23 protein-coding genes and 1 pseudogene are annotated in these 24,660 nt (G+C 72.6%); 11 read left to right on the top strand and 13 right to left on the bottom strand.

What is annotated here, in order from left to right; translation table 11 throughout:
- Positions 1-12 precede the first annotated feature (12 nt).
- Complete coding sequence (locus AB0N81_RS38510) at positions 13-540, bottom strand: Lrp/AsnC family transcriptional regulator (protein WP_365366952.1); 528 nt, start codon at positions 538-540, stop codon at positions 13-15.
- Positions 541-600: 60 nt separating this feature from the next.
- Here AB0N81_RS38510 and AB0N81_RS38505 point away from each other — a divergent pair, with 60 nt between their 5' ends.
- Positions 601-1,905, top strand: a complete 1,305-nt coding sequence (locus tag AB0N81_RS38505) for a PLP-dependent transferase (protein WP_365366950.1) — start codon at positions 601-603, stop codon at positions 1,903-1,905.
- Here AB0N81_RS38505 and AB0N81_RS38500 read toward each other — a convergent pair.
- Both AB0N81_RS38500 and AB0N81_RS38495 read right to left on the bottom strand, forming a co-directional pair.
- Positions 1,802-3,283: a GNAT family N-acetyltransferase gene (locus AB0N81_RS38500; protein ID WP_365366948.1), complete on the bottom strand. Its 1,482-nt coding sequence runs from the start codon at positions 3,281-3,283 to the stop codon at positions 1,802-1,804. The two genes, AB0N81_RS38505 and AB0N81_RS38500, sit on opposite strands and share 104 nt — an antisense overlap.
- A 136-nt stretch (positions 3,284-3,419) precedes the next feature.
- Positions 3,420-5,000 (bottom strand): alkaline phosphatase D family protein, encoded by a 1,581-nt coding sequence (locus AB0N81_RS38495; RefSeq protein WP_365366946.1) that lies wholly within the window; start codon positions 4,998-5,000, stop codon positions 3,420-3,422.
- Between the two features lie 293 nt (positions 5,001-5,293).
- Here AB0N81_RS38495 and AB0N81_RS38490 point away from each other — a divergent pair, with 293 nt between their 5' ends.
- Both AB0N81_RS38490 and AB0N81_RS38485 read left to right on the top strand, forming a co-directional pair.
- A complete protein-coding gene (locus AB0N81_RS38490) occupies positions 5,294-5,704 on the top strand; it encodes a VOC family protein (RefSeq protein WP_365366943.1) in 411 nt (136 codons plus the stop codon).
- 126 nt (positions 5,705-5,830) lie between these two features.
- Positions 5,831-6,031 (top strand): annotated as a pseudogene (locus AB0N81_RS38485) (EamA family transporter); the annotation flags it as partial.
- A gap of 38 nt (positions 6,032-6,069) precedes the next feature.
- Here the strand turns inward: AB0N81_RS38485 and AB0N81_RS38480 are convergent.
- Positions 6,070-6,900, bottom strand: a complete 831-nt coding sequence (locus tag AB0N81_RS38480; RefSeq protein WP_365366941.1) for an alpha/beta fold hydrolase — start codon at positions 6,898-6,900, stop codon at positions 6,070-6,072.
- A 215-nt stretch (positions 6,901-7,115) separates the two neighbouring features.
- On the opposite strand from AB0N81_RS38480, the gene sigJ reads away from it, so the two are divergent.
- Positions 7,116-8,018 (top strand): RNA polymerase sigma factor SigJ, encoded by a 903-nt coding sequence (sigJ, locus tag AB0N81_RS38475; protein WP_365367002.1) that lies wholly within the window; start codon positions 7,116-7,118, stop codon positions 8,016-8,018.
- Positions 8,019-8,326: 308 nt separating this feature from the next.
- Positions 8,327-9,088: a GntR family transcriptional regulator gene (locus AB0N81_RS38470; RefSeq protein ID WP_365366939.1), complete on the top strand. Its 762-nt coding sequence runs from the start codon at positions 8,327-8,329 to the stop codon at positions 9,086-9,088.
- Positions 9,089-9,152: 64 nt separating this feature from the next.
- Here the strand turns inward: AB0N81_RS38470 and AB0N81_RS38465 are convergent, their stop codons facing one another.
- The 4 genes from AB0N81_RS38465 to AB0N81_RS38450 are packed head-to-tail and all read right to left on the bottom strand — an operon-like array spanning position 9,153 to position 12,320.
- On the bottom strand, positions 9,153-10,310 hold the full coding sequence (locus AB0N81_RS38465; RefSeq protein ID WP_365366937.1) for an ROK family transcriptional regulator: 1,158 nt from the start codon (positions 10,308-10,310) through the stop codon (positions 9,153-9,155).
- On the bottom strand, positions 10,298-10,432 hold the full coding sequence (locus AB0N81_RS38460) for a hypothetical protein (protein WP_365366935.1): 135 nt from the start codon (positions 10,430-10,432) through the stop codon (positions 10,298-10,300). Before AB0N81_RS38460 ends, AB0N81_RS38465 begins: the two co-directional genes overlap by 13 nt.
- A complete protein-coding gene (locus AB0N81_RS38455) occupies positions 10,429-11,091 on the bottom strand; it encodes a response regulator transcription factor (RefSeq protein ID WP_365366933.1) in 663 nt (220 codons plus the stop codon). The genes AB0N81_RS38460 and AB0N81_RS38455 overlap by 4 nt, the downstream gene beginning before the upstream one ends.
- A 14-nt stretch (positions 11,092-11,105) precedes the next feature.
- Positions 11,106-12,320, bottom strand: a complete 1,215-nt coding sequence (locus AB0N81_RS38450) for a histidine kinase (RefSeq protein ID WP_365366931.1) — start codon at positions 12,318-12,320, stop codon at positions 11,106-11,108.
- 109 nt (positions 12,321-12,429) lie between these two features.
- Between AB0N81_RS38450 and AB0N81_RS38445 the strand changes: the two genes are divergently transcribed.
- Genes AB0N81_RS38445 through AB0N81_RS38435 form a run of 3 tightly spaced genes read left to right on the top strand, consistent with a single transcriptional unit; the run spans position 12,430 to position 14,616 of the window.
- On the top strand, positions 12,430-13,365 hold the full coding sequence (locus AB0N81_RS38445; protein ID WP_365366929.1) for an ATP-binding cassette domain-containing protein: 936 nt from the start codon (positions 12,430-12,432) through the stop codon (positions 13,363-13,365).
- A gap of 1 nt (position 13,366) precedes the next feature.
- Positions 13,367-14,113, top strand: a complete 747-nt coding sequence (locus AB0N81_RS38440) for an ABC transporter permease (RefSeq protein ID WP_365366927.1) — start codon at positions 13,367-13,369, stop codon at positions 14,111-14,113.
- Between the two features lie 47 nt (positions 14,114-14,160).
- The gene (locus tag AB0N81_RS38435) at positions 14,161-14,616 is read left to right on the top strand and encodes a hypothetical protein (RefSeq protein WP_365366925.1); all 456 of its coding nucleotides are present in this window, start codon (positions 14,161-14,163) and stop codon (positions 14,614-14,616) included.
- 45 nt (positions 14,617-14,661) lie between these two features.
- On the opposite strand, the gene AB0N81_RS38430 is transcribed toward AB0N81_RS38435, so the two are convergent.
- The 5 genes from AB0N81_RS38430 to AB0N81_RS38410 all read right to left on the bottom strand — a co-directional run bounded on the left by AB0N81_RS38430 (position 14,662) and on the right by AB0N81_RS38410 (position 21,774).
- Complete coding sequence (locus tag AB0N81_RS38430; protein WP_365366923.1) at positions 14,662-15,753, bottom strand: enoyl-CoA hydratase/isomerase family protein; 1,092 nt, start codon at positions 15,751-15,753, stop codon at positions 14,662-14,664.
- A gap of 32 nt (positions 15,754-15,785) precedes the next feature.
- Entirely contained in the window at positions 15,786-16,778 is a 993-nt protein-coding gene (meaB, locus tag AB0N81_RS38425; RefSeq protein ID WP_365366921.1) for a methylmalonyl Co-A mutase-associated GTPase MeaB, read from the bottom strand.
- 18 nt (positions 16,779-16,796) lie between these two features.
- The gene (gene scpA, locus AB0N81_RS38420) at positions 16,797-18,998 is read right to left on the bottom strand and encodes a methylmalonyl-CoA mutase (protein WP_365366919.1); all 2,202 of its coding nucleotides are present in this window, start codon (positions 18,996-18,998) and stop codon (positions 16,797-16,799) included.
- A complete protein-coding gene (gene mutA / locus AB0N81_RS38415; RefSeq protein WP_365366917.1) occupies positions 18,998-20,848 on the bottom strand; it encodes a methylmalonyl-CoA mutase small subunit in 1,851 nt (616 codons plus the stop codon). Before mutA ends, scpA begins: the two co-directional genes overlap by 1 nt.
- Before the next feature lie 137 nt (positions 20,849-20,985).
- Positions 20,986-21,774 carry a GNAT family N-acetyltransferase gene (locus tag AB0N81_RS38410; RefSeq protein ID WP_365366915.1) on the bottom strand — a complete coding sequence of 263 codons (789 nt, stop codon included), beginning with the start codon at positions 21,772-21,774 and terminating at the stop codon, positions 20,986-20,988.
- Positions 21,775-22,208: 434 nt separating this feature from the next.
- Here AB0N81_RS38410 and AB0N81_RS38405 point away from each other — a divergent pair, with 434 nt between their 5' ends.
- The 3 genes from AB0N81_RS38405 to AB0N81_RS38395 all read left to right on the top strand — a co-directional run bounded on the left by AB0N81_RS38405 (position 22,209) and on the right by AB0N81_RS38395 (position 24,430).
- The gene (locus tag AB0N81_RS38405) at positions 22,209-22,610 is read left to right on the top strand and encodes an SAV_915 family protein (RefSeq protein WP_365366913.1); all 402 of its coding nucleotides are present in this window, start codon (positions 22,209-22,211) and stop codon (positions 22,608-22,610) included.
- A 28-nt stretch (positions 22,611-22,638) separates the two neighbouring features.
- On the top strand, positions 22,639-24,060 hold the full coding sequence (lysA, locus tag AB0N81_RS38400; protein ID WP_365366911.1) for a diaminopimelate decarboxylase: 1,422 nt from the start codon (positions 22,639-22,641) through the stop codon (positions 24,058-24,060).
- Positions 24,061-24,214: 154 nt separating this feature from the next.
- Positions 24,215-24,430 carry an SDR family oxidoreductase gene (locus AB0N81_RS38395; protein WP_365367000.1) on the top strand — a complete coding sequence of 72 codons (216 nt, stop codon included), beginning with the start codon at positions 24,215-24,217 and terminating at the stop codon, positions 24,428-24,430.
- Positions 24,431-24,660 lie beyond the last annotated feature (230 nt).

The following is a 24,660-nucleotide window of genomic DNA, read 5'->3' as shown; positions in this document are numbered from 1 at the left end:
AACGGGTGCGCGTCACCAGGATTCACCCGGCGAATCCTGGACGACGCCGCCCACCGCGTCGCCCACCGCGTCGGGCGGCAGCAGGGGGCCGCACGACCACTGCTGGAAGATCAACCGGGTCTCCACGCGCGCCACTTCGCGCCGCGCGGTGAACTCGTCGAGGACGAGCCGCTGCAGATCCGCAGGACCGGCCACCGCCACGTGCACCAGGAAATCCTCGGGCCCCGTGAGGTGGAACAGGGACATGGCCTCGGGCAGCGCCCTGACACGCTCCACGAAAGGACCCACCAGGTCCCGGCGGTGCGGCCGCACCTGTACGGAGAGCAGCGCTTCGACCCCGCGGCCGAGCTTCGCCGGGTCGAGCCGCAGTTGATGCCCGAGGATCACCCCCGAACGCCGGAGCCGCGTCACGCGGTCGAGACACGTGGACGGCGCGACACCGACCTGCGCGGCCAGGTCGCGGTAAGTGGTCCGGGCGTCGTTCTGCAGCACACGCAAAATGTGGAGGTCCACCGGGTCCAGTGCGACAGAATCAGCCATCGGCCGAACGTAGCACGGGAGATCGTCCGGGGGCCCCGGACGATGTTCAGCCTGTGGCACATGGAAGCGAACACCGGGACAGCACCGCACGAACCCGCCGCCGACCGGACGCCACCGCCGCGCGCCCTGGCCACCGAGGCCGTGCACGCGGGACGGGACGATCTGGCCGAAATCGGCCTGCACGCCCCGCCGATCGACCTCTCCACGACCTACCCCTCGCGCGACAGCAGGACCGAGGCCGCCCGCATCGACGCCTTCGCCGCCGAAGGCACCGTCGACGACGGGCCGCCGGTCTACGCCCGGCTCGGCAACCCGACCGTCGCCCGCTTCGAGACCGCCATCGCCCGGCTCGAAGGCACCGAGAGCGCGGTCGCGTTCGCGAGCGGCATGGCGGCGCTGACCGCGGTGCTTCTCGTACGAGGGTCCGCGCGGCTGCGTCATGTCGTGGCCGTCCGGCCGCTGTACGGGTGCAGCGACCACCTGCTCACCGCGGGGCTCGTCGGCACGGAGGTGACCTGGGTGGACCCGGACGGCATCGCCGACGCCATCCGCCCCGACACCGGCCTGGTGATGGTCGAGTCGCCCGCCAACCCCACCCTCGCCGAACTCGACCTGGCCCAGGTCGCCCGCGCCTGCGGCACGGTGCCGCTGCTCGCCGACAACACCTTCGCCACACCGGTGCTGCAGCGGCCCGCCGAGAGCGGGGCCCGGCTCGTGCTGCACAGCGCCACGAAGTACCTGGGCGGTCACGGCGACGTCCTCGGGGGAGTGGTCGCGTGCGACGAGGAGCTCGCGCGCGGGCTGCGGCAGGTGCGGTTCGCCACGGGCGGGGTGCTGCACCCCCTTGCCGGATACCTGCTGCTGCGCGGCCTCGCCACGCTGCCGGTCCGGGTGCGGGCGGCCTCGGCGTCCGCCGCGGAACTCGCGCGCCGGCTCGCCGCCGACCCGCGCGTGGACCGCGTCCACTATCCGCGGCTCGGCGGCGCCATGGTCGCCTTCGAGGTGCTTGGCGACCCGCACGAGGTGATCGCAGGTGTACGGCTGATCACCCCGGCGGTCAGCCTCGGCAGCGTCGACTCGCTGATCCAGCACCCGGCGTCCATCAGCCACCGCGTGGTGGACGCCGCGGACCGGCGCTCGGCCGGGGTGAGCGACCGGCTGCTGCGCCTGTCGTGCGGTCTGGAGGACGTCGAGGATCTGTGGCGCGACCTGGACCGGGCGCTGGGACCGGTCCGTGCCCTTTTCCCCGCAGCCGGGAGCGTCAGCGCTCCGCCTGCTGGGGGTGGTCGAGGCGGCCGTCGTGCGGCTGAGCGTGGTCGTACGGCAGCCGCGAGCCGACCGGTGTCGCGTCCAGGCGGGCAGTGATCACCAGCGTGCCCTCCTCGATCTGGTAGTCCAGCGGCAGGCCCAGCCCGCGCATCGCGGCCACCATGCCGGTGTTGGACGCCTGCGTCACCGCGTACACGCTCTCGCAGCCCGCCTCGACCGCCATCGTCACCAGGCGGCCGAGCAGTTGGCCGCCGACGCCGCGGCGCTGCCAGTCGTCCTCGACGAGCAGCGCGACCTCGGTCTCGTCGCCGTCCCAGAGGAGATGCCCGATGCCGACGATCCGCCCGGACGCGGTCCGCACCGCGAGCGTCCGGCCGAACCGAGGGCTGAGGAGGTGGTTCAGATAGCGGTCGGCGTCGTGCACCGGACCGTGGTAGCGCATGTCCAGCGTGCGTCGCGAGCAGCGCTCGTGCATGGCCTTGGCGGCCTCGATGTCCGCGGTGCCGGCCCGCTGGACGGTGATGGAGTTGCCCTCGGAAAGCGTCAGGACGTCCTGGCTGCGCGGAATGCGCGGGCCGAGCCGCGTGTCGAGTTCCACGAGGGCCCGGGCGCGGGCGAACTCGGTGGGCGTGAACGGCAGATAGGGCCGCTCCACGGTGATGACCTCGCCGTCGGGGCCGCTCAGGCGCAGGACGGTCCCTTCGAGTACGCCGTCGACCGGGGTCCCGTCCGATGGCGTGGTCTCGTCCTGCCGGGACCCGGGCCGCGACGTGGCGGGCAGGGAGCGGATGGTGCACCGGCCCAGGAGATGGCGCAGGGCCAGGGGGAGCTCGGCCGCGTCGAGCGCGGTGCGGGTGGCCAGGCCGAGGATGCGGGTGGGGGCGTCCACCAGGTCGTGGGCGTCGGCGCGCTCGATCCAGGTGCCGGTGCCGCCCGCGCCGGCGATCGACCGTGTGATCTCGGCGCCGGGCAGCTCCGCGGGGGCGCGCAGCAGGAACTCGTCGACGGTGCCCTCGGCCAGCGGGTGTGCCTGGAGGCTGAGGATGTCGATGCGGCGGTCGGCGAGGGTCACGCACAGCGAGGCCAGGGAACCCGGCTCGTCCCGCACGGTCGTGCGCATCCGCCACAGGGTGGTCGCGCCGGGCGGCGCCGGTTCCGCGGAAGGTGCCGGGGAAGCGGGGGTGGTCGTCGTGCGCCCGGCCTGCTCCGCGTCCGCGGGCGGCCGGGCGACGGTATCGTGCGCCGGCGGCGGCGCGTGGTCGTGGCGTCGTGCCCACCAGATGTGGAAGCCGGCCGTGGCGAGCAGCACCACGGCCGACACGACGAGCAGGCCGGGCCCGTCGGGCCCGTGCCCCACCATGTTCGCCACCGCGTCGGCCACCGCGACGGCGGTGAACAGGGCCGCCAGTTCGACCACGTCGCGCCGCCAGTGGTGAACGGGGCGTCCGTGCTTGGTTCGTGTCACGTCAGACATGTCAGCTCTCATACGTTCACTGTGCTGGACCGGTGTTTCGTGATCACGAACGCTCTGTGACTGATGGGTAAAGAGGTCATCTGCCCCTTTGGCGGCGATTCGGCCCCCGGCGGGTGCCGCCGCCGCACCCGTGCTGCTACTGCCCCACCCGGCCCGGCTGGAGGACCTGGCTGAACAGCACACCGCCGCCCTCCTGCCGCAGCCGCACCGTCAACTCGCCGCTGCCGCCGTCGATGTCGACCTCGCCGAAGTACTGCGGGGTCTCGGCCGGAGAGGTGTTGGCGCGGCTCGGGGCCTTGACGAACTTCTGCTCGGGACCGAACGTCGCGTCGAGCTGCGTCGCGGGAAAGCCGCCCGCGGCCAGCGGCCCGGACACGAACTCCCAGAACGGCGCGAAGTCCTTGAACGCCGCACGCGACGGGTCGTAGTGCTGCGCGGAGGTGTAGTGCACGTCGGCGGTCAGCCACAGCGTGCCCGTGATCTTGCGGTGCTTGATGTGCCGCAGCAGCTCGGCGATCTGCAGTTCCCGGCCCAGCGGGGCGCCGGGGTCGCCCTGCGCCACGGCCTCGAAGTTCGTCCTGCCGTCGGGCACGACGATGCCCAGCGGCATGTCGGACGCAATGACCTTCCACACGGCCCGCGAGCGGGACAGCTCACGCTTGAGCCAGGCCAGCTGGCGGGCCCCGAGGATGCCGGTGGCGTCGTCGGTCTGTCTGTTGGGGGAGTTGGCGTTGCGGTAGGTGCGCATGTCGAGCACGAACACGTCCAGGAGCGGGCCGTGCCGCTGCACCCTGTACACCCGGCCGTCTTCGTCGCCCGGCGGCAGGGTGGAGACGGGGAAGTACTCGCTGAAGGCCCGCAGGGAACGGCCCGCGAGGACGTCCACGTTCTTCTCCGTGTACCGCGGGTCGTCCAGGATCTGCCCCGGATACCAGTTGTTGCGCACCTCGTGGTCGTCCCACTGGACGATGGACGGCACCTGGGCGTTGAACCGGCGCAGGTTCTCGTCGAGGAGGTTGTAGCGGAACGCGCCGCGGAACTCCTTGAGGGACTCCGCGACCTTGGACCTCTCCTCCGTCGTGACGTTCCGCCACACGGTGCCGTCGGGCAGCGTGACGCTCGGCAGGATGGGGCCGTCGGCGTAGATGTTGTCGCCGCTGCACAGGAAGAAGTCCGGGTTCCGGCGGCGCATCTCCTCGAAGACGCGGAAACCGCCGCGGTCTGGGTTGATGCCCCAGCCCTGCCCCGCGATGTCCCCCGACCACAGGAAACGCACGTCCTTCTTGCGGCCCTTCGGTGTCGTGCGGAACGTGCCGCCGACCGGCCTCCCCGTACGTCGCGGATCGTCGGGATCGGCCAGCAGCACCCGGTAGTGGATCTGCTCGCCCGCGGGCAGGCCGCGCAGCCGCGTCGTTCCCGTGAAGTCCGTACCCGGACCGAGCAGCGGGCCGCGCCACCGCTGCGGATCGCGGAACGACTCGGTCGTGGACGTCTCCACGATCATCCGGGCCGGCCGGTCGGACCGGACCCACACGAGCCCCGAATGCGCGCCCACGTCTCCGGCCTGCACACCCCACTCGGCCTTCGGACGTCCCGAAAGGGCGAGCGCGGGAGCCGCCCCGGCCAGAGCGGGCACGGCCAGCGCCGCCGGTACGGCGAGCGATCCGCGCAGCACGCTGCGGCGGCGGGGGGTCGGGCTCGGCTGACGTTGCGACATGAATGCGCCTCCAGTTGACGGGTGTGACCAGTGTGCGGGTGCCCGGCCGGTACCGCGCCACAGCGTCCACGCGAAGCACAAGTGAACAACTCCCTACGGGCAGGGGGAACCGCCGCGCGGGGATGTCCTCGCTCCGGGTCGGGACTTCCGGCACAGGCCCTGGGTCCGCGGGCCTACGTCCAAGGGCGGGAAGCCCGGGGGTCGTACGACCGATGTTCGCAAGATCCACAACTGTCTACGCTCGGGACTCAGGAGGCGCGCCGCCGGGCGTGCCGCATCGAAGGGGGAGTCCCATGCCTGCCAACGGGCAGAGCCACATCCGTATCGCCCGCCCCTCCCGCGACCTGGTGGCGGCCGAGCGGTTCTGGGCCGATGGGCTCGGGCTGAGTGTCCTGTACCGGGCGGAGGGCGGCGGCAATCCCGGGGAGCACGACCTGCTCATGCTGGGCTGGCCCGACGCGTCCTGGCACCTGGAACTCGTCCACGAGGCGGCCGCTCCCGTCCGGCCGAGTCCCACGGAGGAGGACCTGCTCGTCGTCTACCTGGACGGAGAGGTCCCCGACGAGCTGGTGGCACGGCTCGAGGAGCGTGGCGGGAAGCGGGTCCTCTCGCCCAACCCCTACTGGAACGAGTGGGGCGTCACCGTCGAGGACCCGGACGGCTACCGGCTGGTGCTCTCCACACGCGCGTGGGCCAACTCCTGAACCGCCTGCGCCAGTCCGGCATCAGCAGCCGGGTCGGTCAGCGAATCCCTCGCTCCGGGGCTGCGGCTCGGCTGCCCACTGAAGGAGGTCGGCGCGGCGCGTCGCCGAATACGGCCTCGCCTGTCCGCTCCCCTGCTGTGGCAGGCGGTGATCGTGACCGTCGTCGGTTTCGTGCTCTGGTGCACGGGACTGCGGCGCATCGGAGCCGAGCGGGCCACGTTCTTCTCCGGTCTCATTCCTGTCGCGGTGGCCTGTACCGCGCCTCTGGCGGGGGCGGGCACGTTCGGAGCGCCCCAGGCCGTCGGCGGCGTGCTGGTCGGTGCCGGGTGGCGCTGGGGTCCGGGGTCCTCGGCGGGCGGCGCCGGTCAGCGGCAGGTGTCGAGGATGACGCGGGCGACGAGGGCCGGGTCGTCGTTCATCGGGACGTGGCCGCAGCCGGGGAGCCGGACCAGCCGCGCGCCCGGGATGGCGTGCTTGGCGCGGATTCCCTGACGGCGCAGGAGCAGCCGGTCCCGCGTGCCCCAGGCGACGGTGACGGGAAGGCCCGTCACATCCTCCTGGAAGAGGACGTCGCGCCCGGCCGTCAGGGTCTCCTTGAACCCCGTGGCGTCGCGCAGCGCGAGCGTCTCGGCGACGACGGCCTCCGGTGAACGGCGCCAGGGGCGGGCGTAGATGGTGCTCGTGAGCGCCGCGCGCCCGGCCGCGCTGCCGGCCAGCCGCTCTATCGCCGGCAGGGGCAGGAGGCGCGCGCCCTGCCGCATCGCGAGGAGCGTGGCGAACGCGTACCGGCGCTCGGCGGGCGACCAGAAGCCCCCGGGGGAGAGGGCGGTGACGGAGCGGACCAGCTTCTCGCGGCCCAGTTCGAGGGCGAGCAGCCCGCCCAGCGAGTTGCCCGCCACGTGCGGGCGTTCCGCCCCCAGGGCTTCGCACAGCGCGGCCAGGGCCGGGACGACCGTCTGGAGTCCGTACGCGAGGCCGCCCGGCAGCGCGGGCGAACGGCCGAAGCCCGGCAGATCCACCGCGATCACGTCGTGCTCGGCGGCCAGGATGTCGAACACCGGGTCCCAGGCCTGCCGGTGGTGGCCGATGCCGTGGAGCAGCAGCAACGGCTCGCCCGCGCCCGCCCGTTCGTAGGACATCGTCACGGTGTGCGGGCCGCCGGGTGACGCGACGCCGAACGAGACCTCTGCGGCCATGGCTGCTCCTGTCCCCGCCGCAGGGCGACGGCTCCTCAATACGTTAGACACGTTGTCAGCAACAATTACCGCTCAGTAGCCCCCAGTTCAAGAGGGCGGCCCCGCCTCCTGCGGAGAGTGGCCTCGGCCGGCGGTCACTGTGCTGCGTACCGCACCCGAAGTGCCTGGACAGGCATGCTCCCGTGAGCTGGGATGGGAGGGTGTCCACCGACAGAATGACCGACGTCACCGACGTCACCGACGTCACCGAAGTCTTCGAAGAGCACAGGACCGTCCTGATGGGCGTCGCCTACCGCATGCTCGGCCGCGTGGCCGACGCGGAGGACGTCGTCCAGGAGGCGTGGCTGCGCTGGTCGGCGACCGACCACGACCAAGTGCGCGAACCCCGCGCCTTCCTGGTGCGCGTCACCACCCGGCTCGCCATCGACCGCCTGCGCCATCTGCAGTCCCGCCGTGAGGCGTACGTGGGGCCGTGGCTCCCCGAGCCCTGTGTCACCGAGTTCGGGCCGACGGTCCCCGACACCGCGGAGCGGGCCGTGCTCGCCGACTCCGTCTCCCTGGCGGTCCTCGTGGTCCTGGAGTCCCTCTCGCCCCTGGAGCGCGCCGTGTTCGTGCTCCGCGAGGCCTTCGGGTTCCCCTTCTCCGAGATCGCGCTCACGCTCGACCGCAGTGAGGCGGCCGTGCGCCAGCTCGCCGGGCGGGCCCGCAAGCACGTCGACGCGGGCCGCCCGCGCTACAAGGTGGACCCCGCGGAGCGCCGCGACCTGACCGAGCGTTTCCTCGCCGCGGCGGTCGAGGGCGACCTCGAGGGGCTGATGTCGCTCCTCGCGCCGGACGTCCGGCTGGTCGGCGACAGCGGCGGCAAGGCGAAGGCTCCGCTGCGCGTCCTGGAGAGCGCCGACAAGGTGGGCCGGTTCCTGCACAGCGTCGTCGCCAAGGTGGTCGGGGAAGCGGGCGAGGTGGAAGTCCGCTTCATCGAGATCAACGGCGCCGAATCCCTGTTCATCCTCGTCGACGGCAAACCCGACAACGTCTTCCAGTTGGGTGTCGCCGACGGTCGCATCCAGGACGTATACATCGTCCGCAATCCGGACAAGCTCGCGGCGCTCGTCCGGTAGCACCCTGCCCCCCGACCGTCCTCAGAGGCGCGTTTGCGCTGTACAGAGCCCCCGCCTGGGAAGGGTGGGGGCTTCGTCGTGCGTCCGTTGCGCGCCGTTCACACACGGGTGGCCGATTACGCCTGCTTGGCCCCGCGCGAACTCCGCATGAATGCTCTGTGGCATCACCCCTGTGCAGGCTGTAACGGATCGAGGATTGGTCTTGACCAAGGGTGGGTGCGGCTCTATGGTCGCAGGGATAGTGCAGGAACCTTTAATAAACAAGGGCGCTAAAACGCCGCCGCACGACGGCGATTGCGGAGGACAGGGTGGGGACCACGCAGCTCGAAACGGCGCCGGAGCCGAAGTACTGGCACCTGAAGACGGTGCTCAGTGAGGCGCTCGACTCCGAATTCGCCGTGGGCGAGATCCTTCCGAACGAGCGCGATCTCGCCGCCCGGTTCGGTGTCGCCCGCGCCACGCTCCGGCAGGCACTGGAACAACTGGAACTCGAAGGCAGGCTGCAGCGCCGCCGTGGAGTGGGCACGACTGTCGCTCCGCCGCGGATGGGCGTGGCCGTCGGATCCGCGCAGGGCACCTGGCCGGGCGCGGTCGGCGACGCCTGGCAGCCCGCGGACTGTGCTCCGGCGGCCCCGCCCGCGGACGTCGCCCGCATGCTGGGGACCCCCGCGGACGAGCAGGTGCACGTGGTGCGCCGCACCCGCGTCTCGCACGGCCAGCCCGTCGCCGCCGAGCTCCTGTACGTGCCCATGTCCTCGGTCGCGGAGCTGACCGGCATGGACGCGCCGTCCGGCGCGGCCCGCGCCCGTGTAGTCCTGGGCGAGCTGGCCCGGCTCGGCCTCGAAGGGCAGGACCGGGCCGTCGAGCTCGGCTCCGCCCGCGCCGACGACGCCAAGGCACTCGACCGCCTCCCCGGAGCGCCGGTGCTCGTCGTGACGACCCGCTTCTTCGCCGGGGGCAGCACGGCGGCCGTGTCCGTGGCCACCTACCGCGCGGACACGTGCAGGCTCACCTTCGGCGACGCCGGTGGCGTGGAGATCCACCACGAGTCGGAGCCCGACGCCTCCTGACGCCGCTCGTGACGCCGGCCGTCGAGTTGTTGAGCCGTTGAGCCGTTGAGCCGTTGGGGGACCGTCAGTGCCGTGCGGTCACGGTCCCCTCGACGGCGAACAACTGCTCCTCCACATGGTCGAGCGCCAGCCGCAGCGCCCCGGTCGACACCGCCGCCTCGCCGAGCATCGACAGCGCGACCCGCGGCGGCCGCAGGCAGTAGCGCGCCAGTTCCCGGTGCAGAGGCTCCAGGACACCGTCCAGGCCCGCCGCCCAGCCGCCCACCACGACCAGTTCGGGATCGAGGGCGAGAACCAGCGCGGCCACGTCGTGCACGAGCCGCTGTATGAAGCGCTCCACGGCCGCCTGCGCCCGCTCGTCGCCCTCGCGCGCATGCGCGAAGACCTCGGCGACGGCCGGCTCGTCCAGCGGGTGCAGCGGCTCGTCCGTGGTGGAGAGCAGCGTCTCCGGAGTGACCTCCCGGCCCAGCAGGTGCAGTGCGCCGATCTCACCGGCCGCACCGCCGTAGCCCCGGTGGAGCCGCCCGCCGATCAGCGATCCGGCGCCCGGGCTCAGCCCCGCGAGGACGAACACCACGTCGTCGGTGTCGGCCGCCGCACCCTTCCAGTGTTCGGCCACGGCCGCGGCGTTGGCGTCGTTCTCCACCAGGACCGGGCACTTGAAGGACCGGCGCAGCCGCTCGCCGAGCTGGAGCCCCGTCCACTCGGGCAGCGCCGTGCTCAGCCGCACCGTGCCGTCCGCGTCCAGGATGCCGGGGCTGCCCACCCCGACGGCGCGCAGCGAACTGCGGGCGATCCCGGCACGGCGCAGCAGATCGGCGACCGCCGTCCGCAGACGTTCGAGCCGGTCGTCCGCGGGTGCCTCTTCGGAGACGCCCTTCGACGCCGTGCCGAGGACCTTGCCGTCCAGGTCGGAGAGGACGGCGGCCACCCGGTGCGGACCGATCTCCAGACCGAGCAGATGACCCGCCTCGGCCCGGAACCGGAACTTCCGCGCGGGCCGCCCTTGACGCCGGGCACCGACGTCCTCGGCCGCGGACTCCACCACGAGCCCGGCCTCTATGAGCCCCTCGACGACCCCCTCGACGGTGGGCCGGGAGAGCCCGGTCACGCGGGTGATCTCCGTGAGCGTCGCCAAGTCCGCGGCGCGCAGCGCGTGCAGCACCACCGCGGAGTTGATCCGCCGCAACAGAGAGGGGTCCCCGCCGGTCAGCCGCCCCAACGTCCGTCCTCCCAGCTCGTGCGCATGATGGCCGGATCGTACTCGCACGGGGGTTCGGCGGCGAGTGCCGGGCCCGCCTCCACCGCACCCAGGGCCGCCGTCCCCGCGGACAAGGCCGTCATCCCGGAGAGACGAAACCGGATTCGTACGCGGCGATGACCGCCTGCGTCCGGTCCCGCGCCCCCAGCTTCGCGAGAACACCACTGACATGCGACTTGACCGTCTCCGTGCCGACGACGAGGCGGGCGGCGATCTCCGCGTTCGACAGACCGCGCGCCATCAGCCGCAGCACCTCCGCCTCGCGCTCGGTCAGCGCGGCCCTCTCCAGGGCGTCCCGGGCCTGCGGATTGCCCCGCTCCGCGCCGTACTCGCCGGCCAGCTGCCGGACCGCCGCGGGAAAGAGCAGCGACTCGCCCTCCGCGACCAGCCGCACGGCGTGCACGATCTCCGCGGGCCTGGCCCGCTTCAGCAGGAACCCGTCGGCGCCCGCGCGCAGCGCCTCGTACACGTACTCGTCGTTCTCGAAGGTCGTCACCACCAGGATCTTCGGCGGGTCCTGCACCGTGCGCAGCACCGCGCGGGTCGCCTCGATGCCGTCGAGCAGCGGCATGCGGACGTCCATGGCGACCACGTCGGGACGCAGTTCACGTACGAGAGGGATGACCGCCGCGCCGTCCGCCGCCTCACCCACCACGCGGATGTCGGGCTGCGCCTCCAGGACGGCACGCAGACCCGCGCGTACGAGGGGTTCGTCGTCGACGAGGAGCACTGTGACCGGCATCCGGCCAGCGTAGATCACTTGAGGGGCAGCTCGACGTGCACCTGCCATTCACCGTCCCGCGGACCGGTCGTGGCCCGCCCGCCGAGCAGCGTGGCCCGCTCCCGGATTCCGCGGAGCCCGCTGCCACCACGTCCGGTGACGCCGGAGGACTCCGGAGGGAGCGCATTGCGTACGTCCATGACCAGGCGGACGTCGTCGACGGCTATGCGCAGCCGCACCGGAACCGCACCCGAGTGACGCAGCACGTTCGTCAGCGCCTCCTGGAGCATGCGGTAGCCCTCGCGGGAGACCGGCCCCGGCACCCGCTCCACCGGACCCGTCACGTCCACTTCGACCTTCGCCCCCGAGGCGCGGGCGGAGTCGAGAAGGCGCTCGGCGTCGACGAGCGTGGGCCGGCCGCTCGCGGGCCGCCCGTCCTCCCGCAGCACGCGCAGCACCCGCTCCAGATCCTCCAGCGCGGCCCGCCCCGTCTCCTCCACGGCCTCCAGGGCACGGTCGGTGAACGCCGGGTCGGCGGCGGCCCGCGCGGCGCCCGCCTGCACGACGGCGACGGTCAGCGCGTGGCCGATGGAGTCGTGCAACTCCCTGGCGATGCGGTTGCGTTCGAGGAGCTGCTCCGTGCGCTCCTCCAGCGCGGCGAGGCGCTCGGCGGGGGAGGGGCCGAGGAGACGGCGCGCCGCCCGGCTCAGCAGGTGGCCCGCCACGACGAACATCGCGAGCTGCGCCAGGACGGCGAGGACGGCTACAGGCACAGTGGCCCAGCCGTGCACGACGGGAAGGAGCAGACCGTCGCTGTCCCCGGGCTGGTCGATCGCGCCCATGGCCGCGAACACGATCCCCATGAACTGCCCCGTGAGCAGGATGACGGCGCAGCCGGCCTCCACCCTGAGGACGAGCCAGCCCGCGGTCCTGGCCCGTTCACGCCAGGACGCGGACGGCGCCACCGACACACCCGGATCCGCCCCGTCGCCCTCCACGCGCGCGTGCGGCCCCGGGAACAGCATCATCCGGGCCTGGAGCCCCTCCGCCCGCCGCATGGCGGGCACCATTCCGGCAAGCATCAGAAAGGGAATGGGATCGACCAGGACGAGCAGCCCCTCGGTGTACGAGGGACTGGAGAGGCCAGGGTAGATCGCGCCGAGGACCCAGGCGACCCCCGAACCGATGAGGAGATGCAACCCCCGCGTATAAGTGACCGCACGCGTCAGGGGTCTCAGGAAGCCGGGCATTGCGTCATCGTGCCAGGCCCATCGGGCCGCGCGGCTCCCCCGTGAGGGGGAGACGGCATCCCCGCGCGGGGGAAGACCGCGGGCAGCGGTGGCGGCCAGGCTGGCTGCCATGACCAGCATCGACGTCCAAGACCTCACCAAGGAGTACGGCACCACCCGGGCCGTGGACGCCCTCACGTTCAGCGTCCGCCCCGGCCGGGTCACCGGATTCCTCGGACCCAACGGCGCGGGCAAGTCCACCACCATGCGCCTCGTTCTCGGCCTGGACCGCCCCACCTCCGGCACGGCCACGGTGGGCGGCCGCCACTACGCCGAACTCGCCGACCCACTGCGCCACGTCGGGGCGCTCCTAGACGCCCAGGCGGCCCACGGCTCGCGCACCGCCCGCAACCACCTCCTCGCCCTCGCGGTCAGCAACCGCCTCCCGGCGCACCGCGTCGACGAGGTCCTCGGCGAGACGGGTCTCGAGTCGGTCGCGGGCAAGAGGATCAAGACGTTCTCGCTGGGCATGCGGCAGCGTCTCGGCATCGCCGCGGCGCTCCTGGGCGATCCCGAGGTCGTGCTGCTGGACGAGCCCTCCAACGGACTCGACCCCGAAGGCATCATCTGGATACGCGAGTTGATGCGGCGCCTGGCCCGGGAGGGCCGTACCGTCCTCGTCTCCAGTCACCTCATGAACGAGACCGCGACCTTCGCCGACCACCTCGTGGTCCTCGGCCGCGGCAGACTCCTCGCGGACCACCCGATGCGCGAGTTCATCGCGGCGCACAGCCAGGCGCGGGTCCGTGTGCGCACGACCGACCCGGACCGGCTCCGCGGCATCCTGTCGGGCAAGGGCTACGTCCTCGGGGAGGCCACGGACGGGCGATGGACCGTCGACGGGGCCAGGGCCGAGGAGATCGGCGCCATCGCCGCGGGAGCCGGTGTCCCGGTCCTCGAACTCGCCGACGAACAGGCATCCCTGGAGCAGGCCTACCTCGCCCTGACGGCCGACGAAACCCAGTTCAGGGCCACCACCGTGCCCACGTCCCGCCAGGAGGCCTGACATGACGAACACCGCCGTGCTACCGGTGGCCCACGCCGAATGGATCAAGATCAGGAGCCTGCGGTCCAACTGGGGTTCGCTGATCGCCGTGTTCCTGGTCACCGTCGCCGTCACCGCCCTGGCCTTCGCGTCCGTCGGACAGGCCGAGGCGGACAACGCGGACGCCGAGCCGCTCTTCGACGCCTTCTACGCCCTCAACTTCGGCCAGATCGCGGCCATCGGCTTCGGTGCCACCGCCGTCTCCGCCGAGTACACGAGCGGCGCCCTGCGGATCTCGCTCGCCGCCGTGCCGCGCCGCGGACTCTTCTACGGCACCAAGATGGCGGTCGTCGGCGGCCTCGCCCTGCTCGCCGGAGTCGCCACCGGCTTCGGCGCCTTCCTCACCGGCCAGGCCTTCCTGGGGGAGTACGCCATCGGGCTCGGCCACCCGGGCGCCGTGCGGGCCTGCGTCGGTGGTGGCATCTACCTGGCGCTGATGGCGCTCCTCGCGGCGGGCCTGGCGGCCGTGCTGCGCAGCGGAGTCGCCGTCCTGAGCATCCTCATTCCCTTCACCCTGATCGTCTCCTTCGTGGTCGGCGACGTGGTGGGCGGCGCCGCGGACTACCTGCCGGACAGGGCGGGACAGCAGGTGCTGCACGAGAACCCGGCAGGAGCCCTCGGGCCGTGGGCCGGACTCGCGGTGTGCGCCGCCTGGGCGGCCGCCGCGCTCCTCGCCGGGTGGTGGGCGGTGCGGCGCCGCGACGCGTGACCGGCCGGCGTGACTGATTGTCAGTGGCGCCCGGTTTACTGAACAGCATGACTACCGCACAGCATCTCGCCGCGATCGACCTGCTGCGCTCCCGGGACTTCCCCGCGGAGCACGGCAGGTCGCAGGGCGGTTCAGCGGGACCCGGGTTCCACATCGCCGAGTTACTGACGAGCGACACCTTCTGGGAGGACGACGGCACGCGATGGCAGCTCACCGAGGAGCAGTACGAGGCCGAGCGCGACGCCCTGACCGTGCTCCTCACCGACCGCTGGGGCCCGCCCCAGAGGTTCAGCCTGGCGAGCCTCTTCGAACGCGCCGTGGCAGTGGACTTCGGCGACACGGACGAGGAGATACCGGAGCCGTGGGCCCAGTTGAGCTCCTGCGTGCCGGATCTGCACCTGTGGCAGGTGGAGGGCCGCTGGATCGCCCTCGGCGTCGCCCAGTGGGACAAGGAACTGCCCTTCCAGCTCCTCGCCGTGGTCACGGAGACGGACCCGCCGTGAGGCGCGGCCCTGCGGCCCCGTGAGCGGCCGCCGAGCAGTGCCCCGTCAGAGGAGACCGAGCGACTCCCCGTCCACCGGCTCGAAGTGCCGGCCGACGGCCGCCTCCGTCACCTGTGCCAGCTCCGCGGGCGACCAGCGCGGCCTGCGGTCCTTGTCGACGACCTGCGCCCGGATGCCCTCCGGCAGGTCGGGTGAGCCCAGCGCGGCCAAGGAGACGCGGTACTCCTGCTCGAGGACGGCCTCCAGAGACGGCAGTTCGCGGGCCCGGCGCAGTGCGGCCAGCGTGACCTTCAGGGAGGTCGGGGACTTGGCCAGGATCGTCTCGGCCGCCTCCTTCGCGTGCCGGCCGCCCCAGGCATGCAGACGGTCGACGATCTCCTCGACGGAGTCCGCCGCGTAGCAGTGGTCGATCCACTCGCGGTGCTCGGCCAGTTCACCGGCCGGGGCTTCGGTGGCGTACTGCCGCACGGCGTCGGCGGCCTCTGTCCCCGCGAGCGCCGCTGTGAACTCCCGCAGGCGCTCCGACGGCACGAAGTGGTCGGCGAGCCCGCACAGCAGCGCGTCGCCCGCCCCCACCGGTGCCCCGGTCAGCGCGAGATGCGTGCCGAGCTCACCGGGCGTCCGCGTCAGGAGATAGGTGCCGCCGACGTCGGGCACGAAGCCGATGCCGGTCTCCGGCATCGCGACCCGCGACCGCTCGGTGACCACCCGCACGCCGCCGTGCGCCGACACCCCGACGCCGCCACCCATCACGATGCCGTCCATGACGGCCACGTACGGCTTCGGGAAGCGGGCGATCCGGGCGTTGAGGCGGTACTCGTCGCGCCAGAAAGCCGCCGAGGCCGCCGCCCGGCCCGCGCGGACGTCGTCGTGGATGGAGCGGATGTCGCCGCCCGCGCACAGCCCGCGCTCCCCGGCACCGGTCAGCACCACCGTCGCCACCGACCCGTCCCGCTCCCAGGTGTCGAGGGCGTCCGCCATGATCCGCACCATGGCGTGGTTCAGGGCGTTGATGGCCCGCGGCCGGTTCAGGACGAGGTGTGCGGAGCGGCCTTCGCGGCGGAGCAGGACGGGCGAGTCGTCGCAGGAGGCATCGGGGGCGTCAGGGGCGTCAGGGGCGTCGGGCGTGGCGTTCATCGTGCGGGTGGCTCCGTTCGTAGGGGACGCGGTCAGGGGCGGTCGCCCTGGAACGCGTCGAGGATCTGCTCGGCGGCCGACGTCGCCGTCAACGTGCCCTCACGTACGCGCTGTTCCAGCTCCGGGGCCACCTGCTGCACCTTCGCGTCCCCGTGCAGCCTGCCAAGGAGTTCGTCCCGCACCATCGCCCACGTCCAGTCGACCTGCTGGTCGCGGCGCTTGGCGGCGAGACGTCCGGTCGAGTCGAGGAGGGCGCGGTGCTGCTCGATCCGCTCCCACAGCGTGTCCAGGCCGCTCGACTCACGGGCACTGCAGGTCAGCACGGGCGGGGTCCAGGCGGCGTCGGAGGGGTGCATGAGGCGCAGCGCGCCCGCCAGTTCGCGGGCCGCCGAGCGCGCGTCCCGCTCGTGCGGGCCGTCCGCCTTGTTCACCGCGATGACGTCCGCGAGCTCCAGTACGCCCTTCTTGATGCCCTGAAGCTGGTCGCCGGTGCGCGCCAGGGTCAGCAGCAGGAACGTGTCGACCATGTTCGCGACCGCCGTCTCCGACTGCCCGACCCCCACGGTCTCCACGAGCACCACGTCGTACCCCGCCGCCTCCATCACCACGATCGACTCCCGCGTCGCCTTGGCGACCCCGCCGAGCGTCCCGGCGGAAGGAGAGGGACGTACGAAAGCGTCGGGAGCCACCGAGAGCCGCTCCATCCTGGTCTTGTCACCCAGGATGGAGCCGCCCGTGCGGGTGGACGACGGGTCGACCGCGAGCACCGCGACCCGGTGCCCGAGCGAGGTCAGCATCATGCCGAGCGCGTCGATGAACGTGGACTTGCCCACGCCCGGCACCCCGCTGATGCCGACCCGCCGCGCCCGCCCGCTGTGCGGAAGCAGCTCCGTCAGCAACTGCTGGGCCAGTGCCCGGTGCTGGGGCCGGGTCGACTCGACGAGGGTGATGGCGCGCGCCACATACGCGCGCTTCCCGTCGAGGACGCCCTTCACATACGCGTCGATGTCGATCGTCACAGGCATGGGTCGGCTCTCACCGGCTCACAGTTCGTGGCCGAGATCGGCCGCCAGACGCTTCACCAGGTCGTGCGCCGCGTCCGGGATCACCGTGCCGGGCGGGAACACCGCCGTGGCGCCCGCCTCGTGCAGCGCCTCGATGTCCTGCGGCGGGATGACACCGCCCACGACGATCATGATGTCGTCGCGGCCCTCGGCGGCCAGCTCGTCGCGCAGCGCCGGTACGAGGGTGAGGTGCCCCGCGGCCAGCGAGGAGACGCCGACGATGTGCACGTCCGCCTCGACGGCCTGGCGCGCGACCTCCGCCGGGGTCTGGAACAGCGGACCGACGTCCACGTCGAAGCCGAGGTCGGCGAAGGCCGTGGCGATCACCTTCTGGCCGCGGTCGTGGCCGTCCTGGCCCATCTTGGCGACCAGGATGCGCGGCCTGCGCCCCTCGGCCTCGTCGAACGCGTCCACCAGGGCGCGCGTCCGCTCGACGGACGGCGACTGGCCTGCTTCGGTGCGGTACACACCGGAGATCGTACGGATCTGGCCCGCGTGCCGCCCGTACACGCTCTCCAATGCGTCGGAGATCTCACCGACCGTGGCCTTCGCGCGGGCCGCGTCGACCGCGAGCGCGAGCAGATTGCCCTCCAGGCCCTGGCCGGGGCCGCGCTCGGCCGCCGTGGTGAGCGTGCGCAGCGCGTCCTGGCAGGCCGCCTCGTCGCGCTCCTCGCGCAGCCGCTTCAGCTTGGCGATCTGCTGACTGCGCACCGAGGAGTTGTCGACCGCCCGGACCTCGATCTGCTCGTCGGTCTCCACCCGGTACTTGTTGACGCCGATCACGGGCTGGCGCCCCGAGTCGATGCGGGCCTGGGTGCGCGCGGCGGCCTCTTCGACGCGCAGCTTCGGGATGCCGGCCTCGATGGCCTGCGCCATGCCGCCCGCCGCCTCGACCTCCTCGATGTGCTGCCAGGCGCGGCGCGCCAGGTCGTACGTGAGCTTCTCGACGTACGCGCTGCCGCCCCACGGGTCGATGGTCCGCGTCGTCCCCGACTCCTGCTGGATCAGGAGCTGGGTGTTGCGGGCGATCCGCGCGGAGAAGTCGGTCGGCAGGGCGAGCGCCTCGTCCAGGGCGTTCGTGTGCAGGGACTGCGTGTGGCCCTGCGTCGCCGCCATCGCCTCGACGCACGTGCGCGTGACGTTGTTGAACACGTCCTGCGCGGTCAGCGACCAGCCCGACGTCTGCGAATGGGTGCGCAGCGAGAGGGACTTGGCGTTCTTCGGATCGAACTGCTTGACGAGCTTCGCCCACAGCAGGCGCGCCGCGCGGAGCTTGGCGACCTCCATGAAGAAGTTCATGCCGATCGCCCAGAAGAAGGAGAGCCGCGGCGCGAACGCGTCGACGTCCAGGCCCGCTTCCTGCCCGGCCCGCAGGTACTCCACACCGTCGGCGAGCGTGTACGCCAGCTCCAGATCGGCCGTCGCACCCGCTTCCTGGATGTGATAGCCGGAGATGGAGATGGAGTTGTAGCGCGGCATCTTCTGCGACGTGTACGCGAAGATATCGGAGATGATCCGCATCGAGGGCTTCGGCGGATAGATGTAGGTGTTGCGGACCATGAACTCCTTGAGGATGTCGTTCTGAATGGTCCCGGCCAGCTTCTCGGGCGGTACGCCCTGCTCCTCGGCCGCCACGATGTACAGCGCGAGAACGGGCAGCACGGCGCCGTTCATCGTCATCGACACCGTCATCTTGTCCAGCGGGATGCCGTTGAAGAGCTGACGCATGTCGTAGATCGAGTCGATGGCGACGCCCGCCATCCCGACGTCGCCGGTGACGCGCGGGTGGTCGCTGTCGTACCCGCGGTGGGTCGGCAGGTCGAAGGCGACCGAGAGGCCCTTCTGTCCTGCGGCGAGGTTGCGGCGGTAGAAGGCGTTGGACTCCTCGGCGGTGGAGAACCCCGCGTACTGCCGGATCGTCCACGGCTGGTTCACGTACATCGTCGGGTAGGGGCCGCGCAGATACGGCGCCACGCCGGGGTACGTCGCCAGGAAGTCGAGGCCCTCGACGTCGGCGCCCGTGTACAGCGGCTTGACCGCGATGCCCTCGGGCGTCTCCCACAGCAGGTCGGCCTCGGACCTGCCCACGGACTCCTTCACCGCGGCGCGCCACTGTTCGTCCGAGACGGACGGGCCGCTGCCCGGCCCCAGTTCGATGTCGTCGAATTCGGGAATCCGCATTACGCCACTCCCATGCGGTCGAAGGTGGAGGTGAGCACCGCGACCGCGTCGCAGCCCGCGAAGACGTACTCGTCGATGTCGGCGAACTCCCCGCGCCCCGCGAGGAACACGCGCTGCGCGCCCGCCGACTTCAGGGCCCGCGCGACCGCGTCCGCCTGCTCGGCGTAGAGCGCGTCGCTGGAGCAGAGGCACGCCACGCCGGCGCCGCTCGCCGCGAACGCGCCGGCCGCCGTCTCCACGTCCACCGACACGGGGTCGTGCACGGCCTCGACTCCGCCCGCCTGGAAGAGGTTCGAGGCGAACGAGGCGCGCGCCGTGTGTGCGGCGGCGGGCCCGAGCGCGGCGATGAACACCTTCGGCCGGGCGCCGGTCGTATCGAGGTGCGCGTCCGAGCGGGTGCGCAGCTCCTCGTACGCCTCGTCGCGGCGCACCCGGGGCAGACCGCCGGACGGGGCGGCGGGGGCGGGCTCGCGCTCGACCGGGCGCTCCGTGAGCAGCGGGAACTCGCTGACGCCCGTGATCGGTTCGCGGCGCCGGGCCAGCTTTTTCTTCCGCTCGGCCCAGGTCGCGGCGATCCGGTCGCCGACCAGGCCGGAGCGCAGCGCCGCGACCTGACCGTCCGCACGCTCGATCTCCTTGAAGAAGTCCCAGGACGCGTGGGCGAGTTCGTCGGTGAGCCGCTCCACGTACCAGGAGCCGCCCGCCGGGTCGATGACCCGCGCGAGGTGCGACTCCTCCAGGAGGATCGTCGACGTGTTGCGGGCGATGCGGCGCGCGAACGCGTCCGGCAGCCCGAGCTCGTGGTCGAACGGCAGGACCGTGACGGCGTCCGCGCCGCCCACGCCCGCGCCGAGGCAGGCCACGGTGGTCCGCAGCATGTTCACCCACGGGTCGCGGCGGGTCATCATCACCGGCGAGGTCACCGCGTGCTGCCGCTGCGCCCCGGCGTCCGGTACCCCGGACACCTCGGCCACGCGCGCCCAGAGGCGGCGCGCGGCACGCAGCTTGGCGATGGTGAGGAACTGGTCGGCGGTGGCCGCGAACCTGAACTCCAGCTGCGCGAAGGCCTTCTCGACGCTGAGGCCCTTTTCGTACAGGGCGCGCAGGTACGCAACACCGGTGGCGAGCGAGGCGCCGAGCTCCTGCGCGGCGGAGGCGCCCGCCTCGTGGTACGGCAGCGCGTCCACGGTCAGCGCGCGCAGGCCGGGGTAGCGCTCCCCGCACAGCTGGGCCAGTTCGGCGACAGCCTTGAACGAGACGCACTTCTCCCCGGTGCGGGCCTCGTGCCCGAGCGGGTCGGCGCCGAGCGTGCCGCGCACCGCGTCGTCGGCGACGCCTGCGGCCTCGTACAGGCGCAGCAACTCCCGTCCGGCGGTCACGGACTCGCTGCCCGCGTCGAGCGCGACGGGCACCAGGTCGAGATAGACGCCGTCGAGGGCGCGCTCAAGACCGGAGACCGGGAGGCCGGCGGGGCCCACGGTCAGCCAGAGCGAGGTGACGCCGTTCTCCAGGTCGGCGAGGACCGCGTCGGCGGTGCCCGCGGGGTCGGCGCTCGCGTACCGCTGCCGGACGTCCCAGCCGCCCGGGGTGTTTCCCTCGGGAACGGAACCCCTGACGAACGGGGCGAAGCCGGGGAGACCGGCGTCGGGCGCGGCGTCGCGCGCGGTGTACAGGGGGCGGGTGTTGAGCCCGTCCTCAAGGGCGGTGGACAGCGCTTCCTCTGCCGCCGTGCCCGATACGTCCTTACCCGACTTGCGCAGCACGCCTTCCACAAGGCGGTGCCACTGCTCATGGGTCGCATCAGGGAACTCGGCGGCCAGCGAAAGCCCGTCGTCAGGCAGGACCGTCATGCCCCGATGCTAGGGCGCAACCCATGGCACGCGGTGCCACCCAGGGCTGTGACCTTGCCCTCTTCTGATCGCTCTTGATCTCGAACGAGCGGAGAGCTATTGCTTGCCAGATCAGGTGGGCGCATCGGGCGAGGACCTCAGGCGGGTACGTCCGTGACGTGCCGGGGCGGCGCGACCGGCTTTCCGGTGACGTACTGAACGTACTCGCGGTGCAGCCGGAAACCCGCCGTCCAGGCCAGCAGACGGCTCGGTCGGTTCTCGCGCCCGCAGGACCAGCTCGCCGTGCGGCCGCGGGCCGTGATGTCCGCGCACAGGGCCGTGACGCAGGCGAGGGCGAGGCGCTCGCGGCGGCGTTCGGGAGTGGTCAGCACGGCCACGTCCTCGTACGTCTGTCCGGTGAAGTAACCGCAGGCCACGGCGGCGACACTGCCGTCCCGTTCGACCGCGGCCCAGCTGTGCCCGGACGCCGAGAGGCCCTCGGGCCCGCCCCAACTGTCGTGGATCCAGGCGGAGCCGGGGCCGAGGGCGGCGAGCGCGGGCGCGTCGGCGGGCGTCAGCCGGCGGACGGTCACACCCCGCGGCGGACGGGGCGGCTCGACCGGTTCGCGGTGTATGTACACCATGCGTTCGTCCGGTACGACGCGGTCGAAGGCGCTGCCCAGGACCGGCAGGAAACGGGCCGGGGTCTCGACGTGGCTGTGCGCGAAGGGGGAGAGCAGGTCGGGCACGACGCTGTGGGGGTCGCCGCTCAGCAGCACATGGCCCGCGCACGAGACCGCCACGGCCCGCGGGTCCAGGGCGCGGTCGGCCCACCAGCGACCCACGCCGGTGGCCGCGACATGCTCGGGCAGAGACGCGGGGCCGGGAGCTCCCGGAGTGAACCAGCGGGGCACGGCGGGCAGGTGCTGGGGCGGAAGCTGGATCATCGGGCTCCTCCGGAGTGAAACCTTCGAGTGAAACGGTGAGCCACGAAACGGTGAGCCACAAGACGCTGGGGCCACAAAACGGTGAGGCCGCAAAACGCTGGGGCCACGAAACGCTGGGGCCACGAAACGGTGAGCCACCAGCCGGTCCGTGGCCGGGGGCCGGTCGCATCCGCGCCGGGTTCCCGCTCCGTCGGACATTCAACTGGCTTGCACGCGCCGACTCAAGAGCGTCCCGCCGGTTTGACGCCGCCCTGACGAGCAGGCGGCGCGTGCGCAGGCATCGCGTCAGGGCTCGGCGCGGTTGCGTCAACGTCGCGTCATGGAGGGTCGGTTGGCACCCTGTGCCGGGCATAACGTCGACGAAAGCCGCAGGTTCTCCGAAAGGGCCCGCGGCGCTTCCTCAGCTTCCCTGCTGTCCCCTGGAGGAACCCACCATGGCAGAGCTCCCGTGCGGCGAGGACCCCGAGCCCTGTGAACCGGGCCCGGCCGGGCCGCTGTTCGTCCCCGTCCGGCCGGGACCCGCGGGCTGCGTGGCCCGCCTGTTCCGCACGCCTGTCGGCGGCCGCACCGCCGTCGCCTTCACGACACCTCAGCTCCTGAGCGCCGCCCTCGGACCCCGGCAGGCGTGGATCAGGCTCTGCGAACCGGCGCTGCGATCCCTCGCCGAGCCGCTCGGCGTCAGCGAGGTCACTGTCGACCCGCGGCTCGCCGCCCACCCCGTCGGCCCGCCGACGACGACCGCCGTCCGCCGGGGCCCGGCCCCGCAGCAGGGCGGTGTACAGCGGGACACCGGCACGGCCGCCCTCGTGGGCGCGCTGACCCCGCGGAACGGCTGAGGACGACGAGGCGAGGAGAGAACCTGTCATGACCACACTGCGTGTACCCCCGGTGCCGCTCCCGGCGCGGGGCCCCGTCGCACCCCCGGCCCCCATTCCCCCCATCACCCCCATCACCCCCGTCGCACCTCCGGCCCCCGGCACCCCGCCCGACCCGGAACTGTCCGTCTGGCCCACGTCCACCGCACGGCTCGCCCACGGCGACCTCGCTGTCGGCGGTGTGGCGCTCGGCGAGATCGCCGAGCGCTTCGGCACGCCCGCCTACCTCATCGACGAGGGCGACGTCCGCGCCCGCTGCCGCGCCTACCGGCACGCGTTCCCCGACGCGGAGATCCTCTACGCCGCCAAGGCGTTCCTGTGCCGTGCCATGGCGCACTGGATGGCCGAGGAGGGCCTCGGCCTCGACGTGTGCTCGGCCGGTGAGCTGGAGCTCGCCGTCACCACGGGCTTCCCCGCGGACCGCATCGTCCTGCACGGCAACGCGAAGAGCCCGCACGACCTGAGTGCGGCCCTGCGGCTCGGAGTGGGCCGGATCGTCATCGACAGCGCCTCGGAGATCGCCCGCCTCGCCGCGGCAGTGGCGCCGGGCAGTCGCCAGAAGGTGATGGTCCGGGTGGTGCCCGGCATCGCGGCCGGCGGGCACGCGAAGATCCGGACGGGCACCGACGACCAGAAGTTCGGCCTGTCCGTCACGGACGGCTCCGCGCAGCACGCGGTCGCCCGCATCCTCGGCCAGCCGACACTGGAACTGGTGGGCCTGCACTGCCACCTGGGCTCGCAGATCACCACGGAGAAGCCCTTCCTCGCCGCGGTGCGCCGCATGGTCGGGCTGATGGCCCGGATCAAGGACCAGCACGGGGTCACCCTTCCCGAGCTGGACCTCGGGGGCGGGCACGGCATCGCGTACCGCCCCGGCGAAGAGGCACTCGACATCGCCGCACTCGCCCGCAAGGTGCGGGCCGAGCTGATAGCGGGCTGCGCGGCGGCGGGCCTCGCGGTGCCCCGGCTGATCGTGGAGCCGGGGCGCGCCATCGCGGGCCCCGCCGGGGTGGCGCTCTACCGGGTCCTCGCGGTCAAGCGCACCGGCGGGCAGACGTTCGTCGCCGTGGACGGCGGCATGAGCGACAACCCGCGGCCGGCGCTCTACGGCGTGCGCTACGTCCCCCGCCTGGTCGGACGGCGCTCCACGGCGGCGCCCGCCCCGGTGACGGTCGTCGGACGGCACTGCGAGGCGGGCGACGTCCTCGCCTCGGACGTCCCGCTGCCCGGCGACGTGCGCCCGGGGGACCTGCTCGCCGTCCCCGTCGCCGGGGCGTACCACCTCTCCATGGCCTCCGGCTACAACATGGTGGGCCGCCCACCCGTGATCGCCGTGGCCGACGCCCACGCCAGGCTGCTGGTCCGCCGCGAATCCCTGGAGGACTTCCGCAGCCGGGACGTGGGCCTCTAGGCCCTGCACCGGAAGGGCCTGCGCCGGAAGGGCCTGCCCGACACACGACCTAGCGCGTGTCGGTCTCGCCGCCCGTGACGGCGAGGACCTCGCCCACGGTGAAGCTGGAGTCCCTCCCTGGGCATGTGCGGGTCGGAGTTGTCGAGGAAACCGAATCGACTACGCCGCATCGAAGGCCGCGCTGATCACCTTCATCAAGTCGATCGCCTCGCACCTGGCCCGCAGGGGCGTCCGCGCCAACGTCGTCGCGCCCGGCCCCACCTGGACCGTCACGCCCGGCGGGACCTGCTTGTGCACGGAGAACTCGGGGGTGGGCTCGGTCGCTCCCTGGTGCTGCCGGGGCGCTTCGTCACCACGGCCGTTCTGCTGATCCCGCATGGGGGAGGCCCCCTTTCACGATCTTGGCCGTACGCCAGGTGCCCTCCGCGCCATGCCCGAAACGGGGCGAAAGTGGCTGCTTCAGCGTGTTCCGGCCCGGCCCCGTCACCATGGCCTTCGCGTGGCTGATCCCTTTCGCCCTGATTCGCGGAGGCGGCGCCGGGGAACCCGTGAGCAGTGATCGACAGGCCCGACGGTGATCGGCAGGCCACGGAGGCCGAG

This window comes from Streptomyces sp. NPDC093510, from assembly GCF_040683555.1.
Taxonomy (GTDB): domain Bacteria; phylum Actinomycetota; class Actinomycetes; order Streptomycetales; family Streptomycetaceae; genus Streptomyces.
The sequence above is the reverse complement of the archived record's forward strand: the minus strand, read 5'-3'. Positions and strand labels throughout refer to the sequence as shown.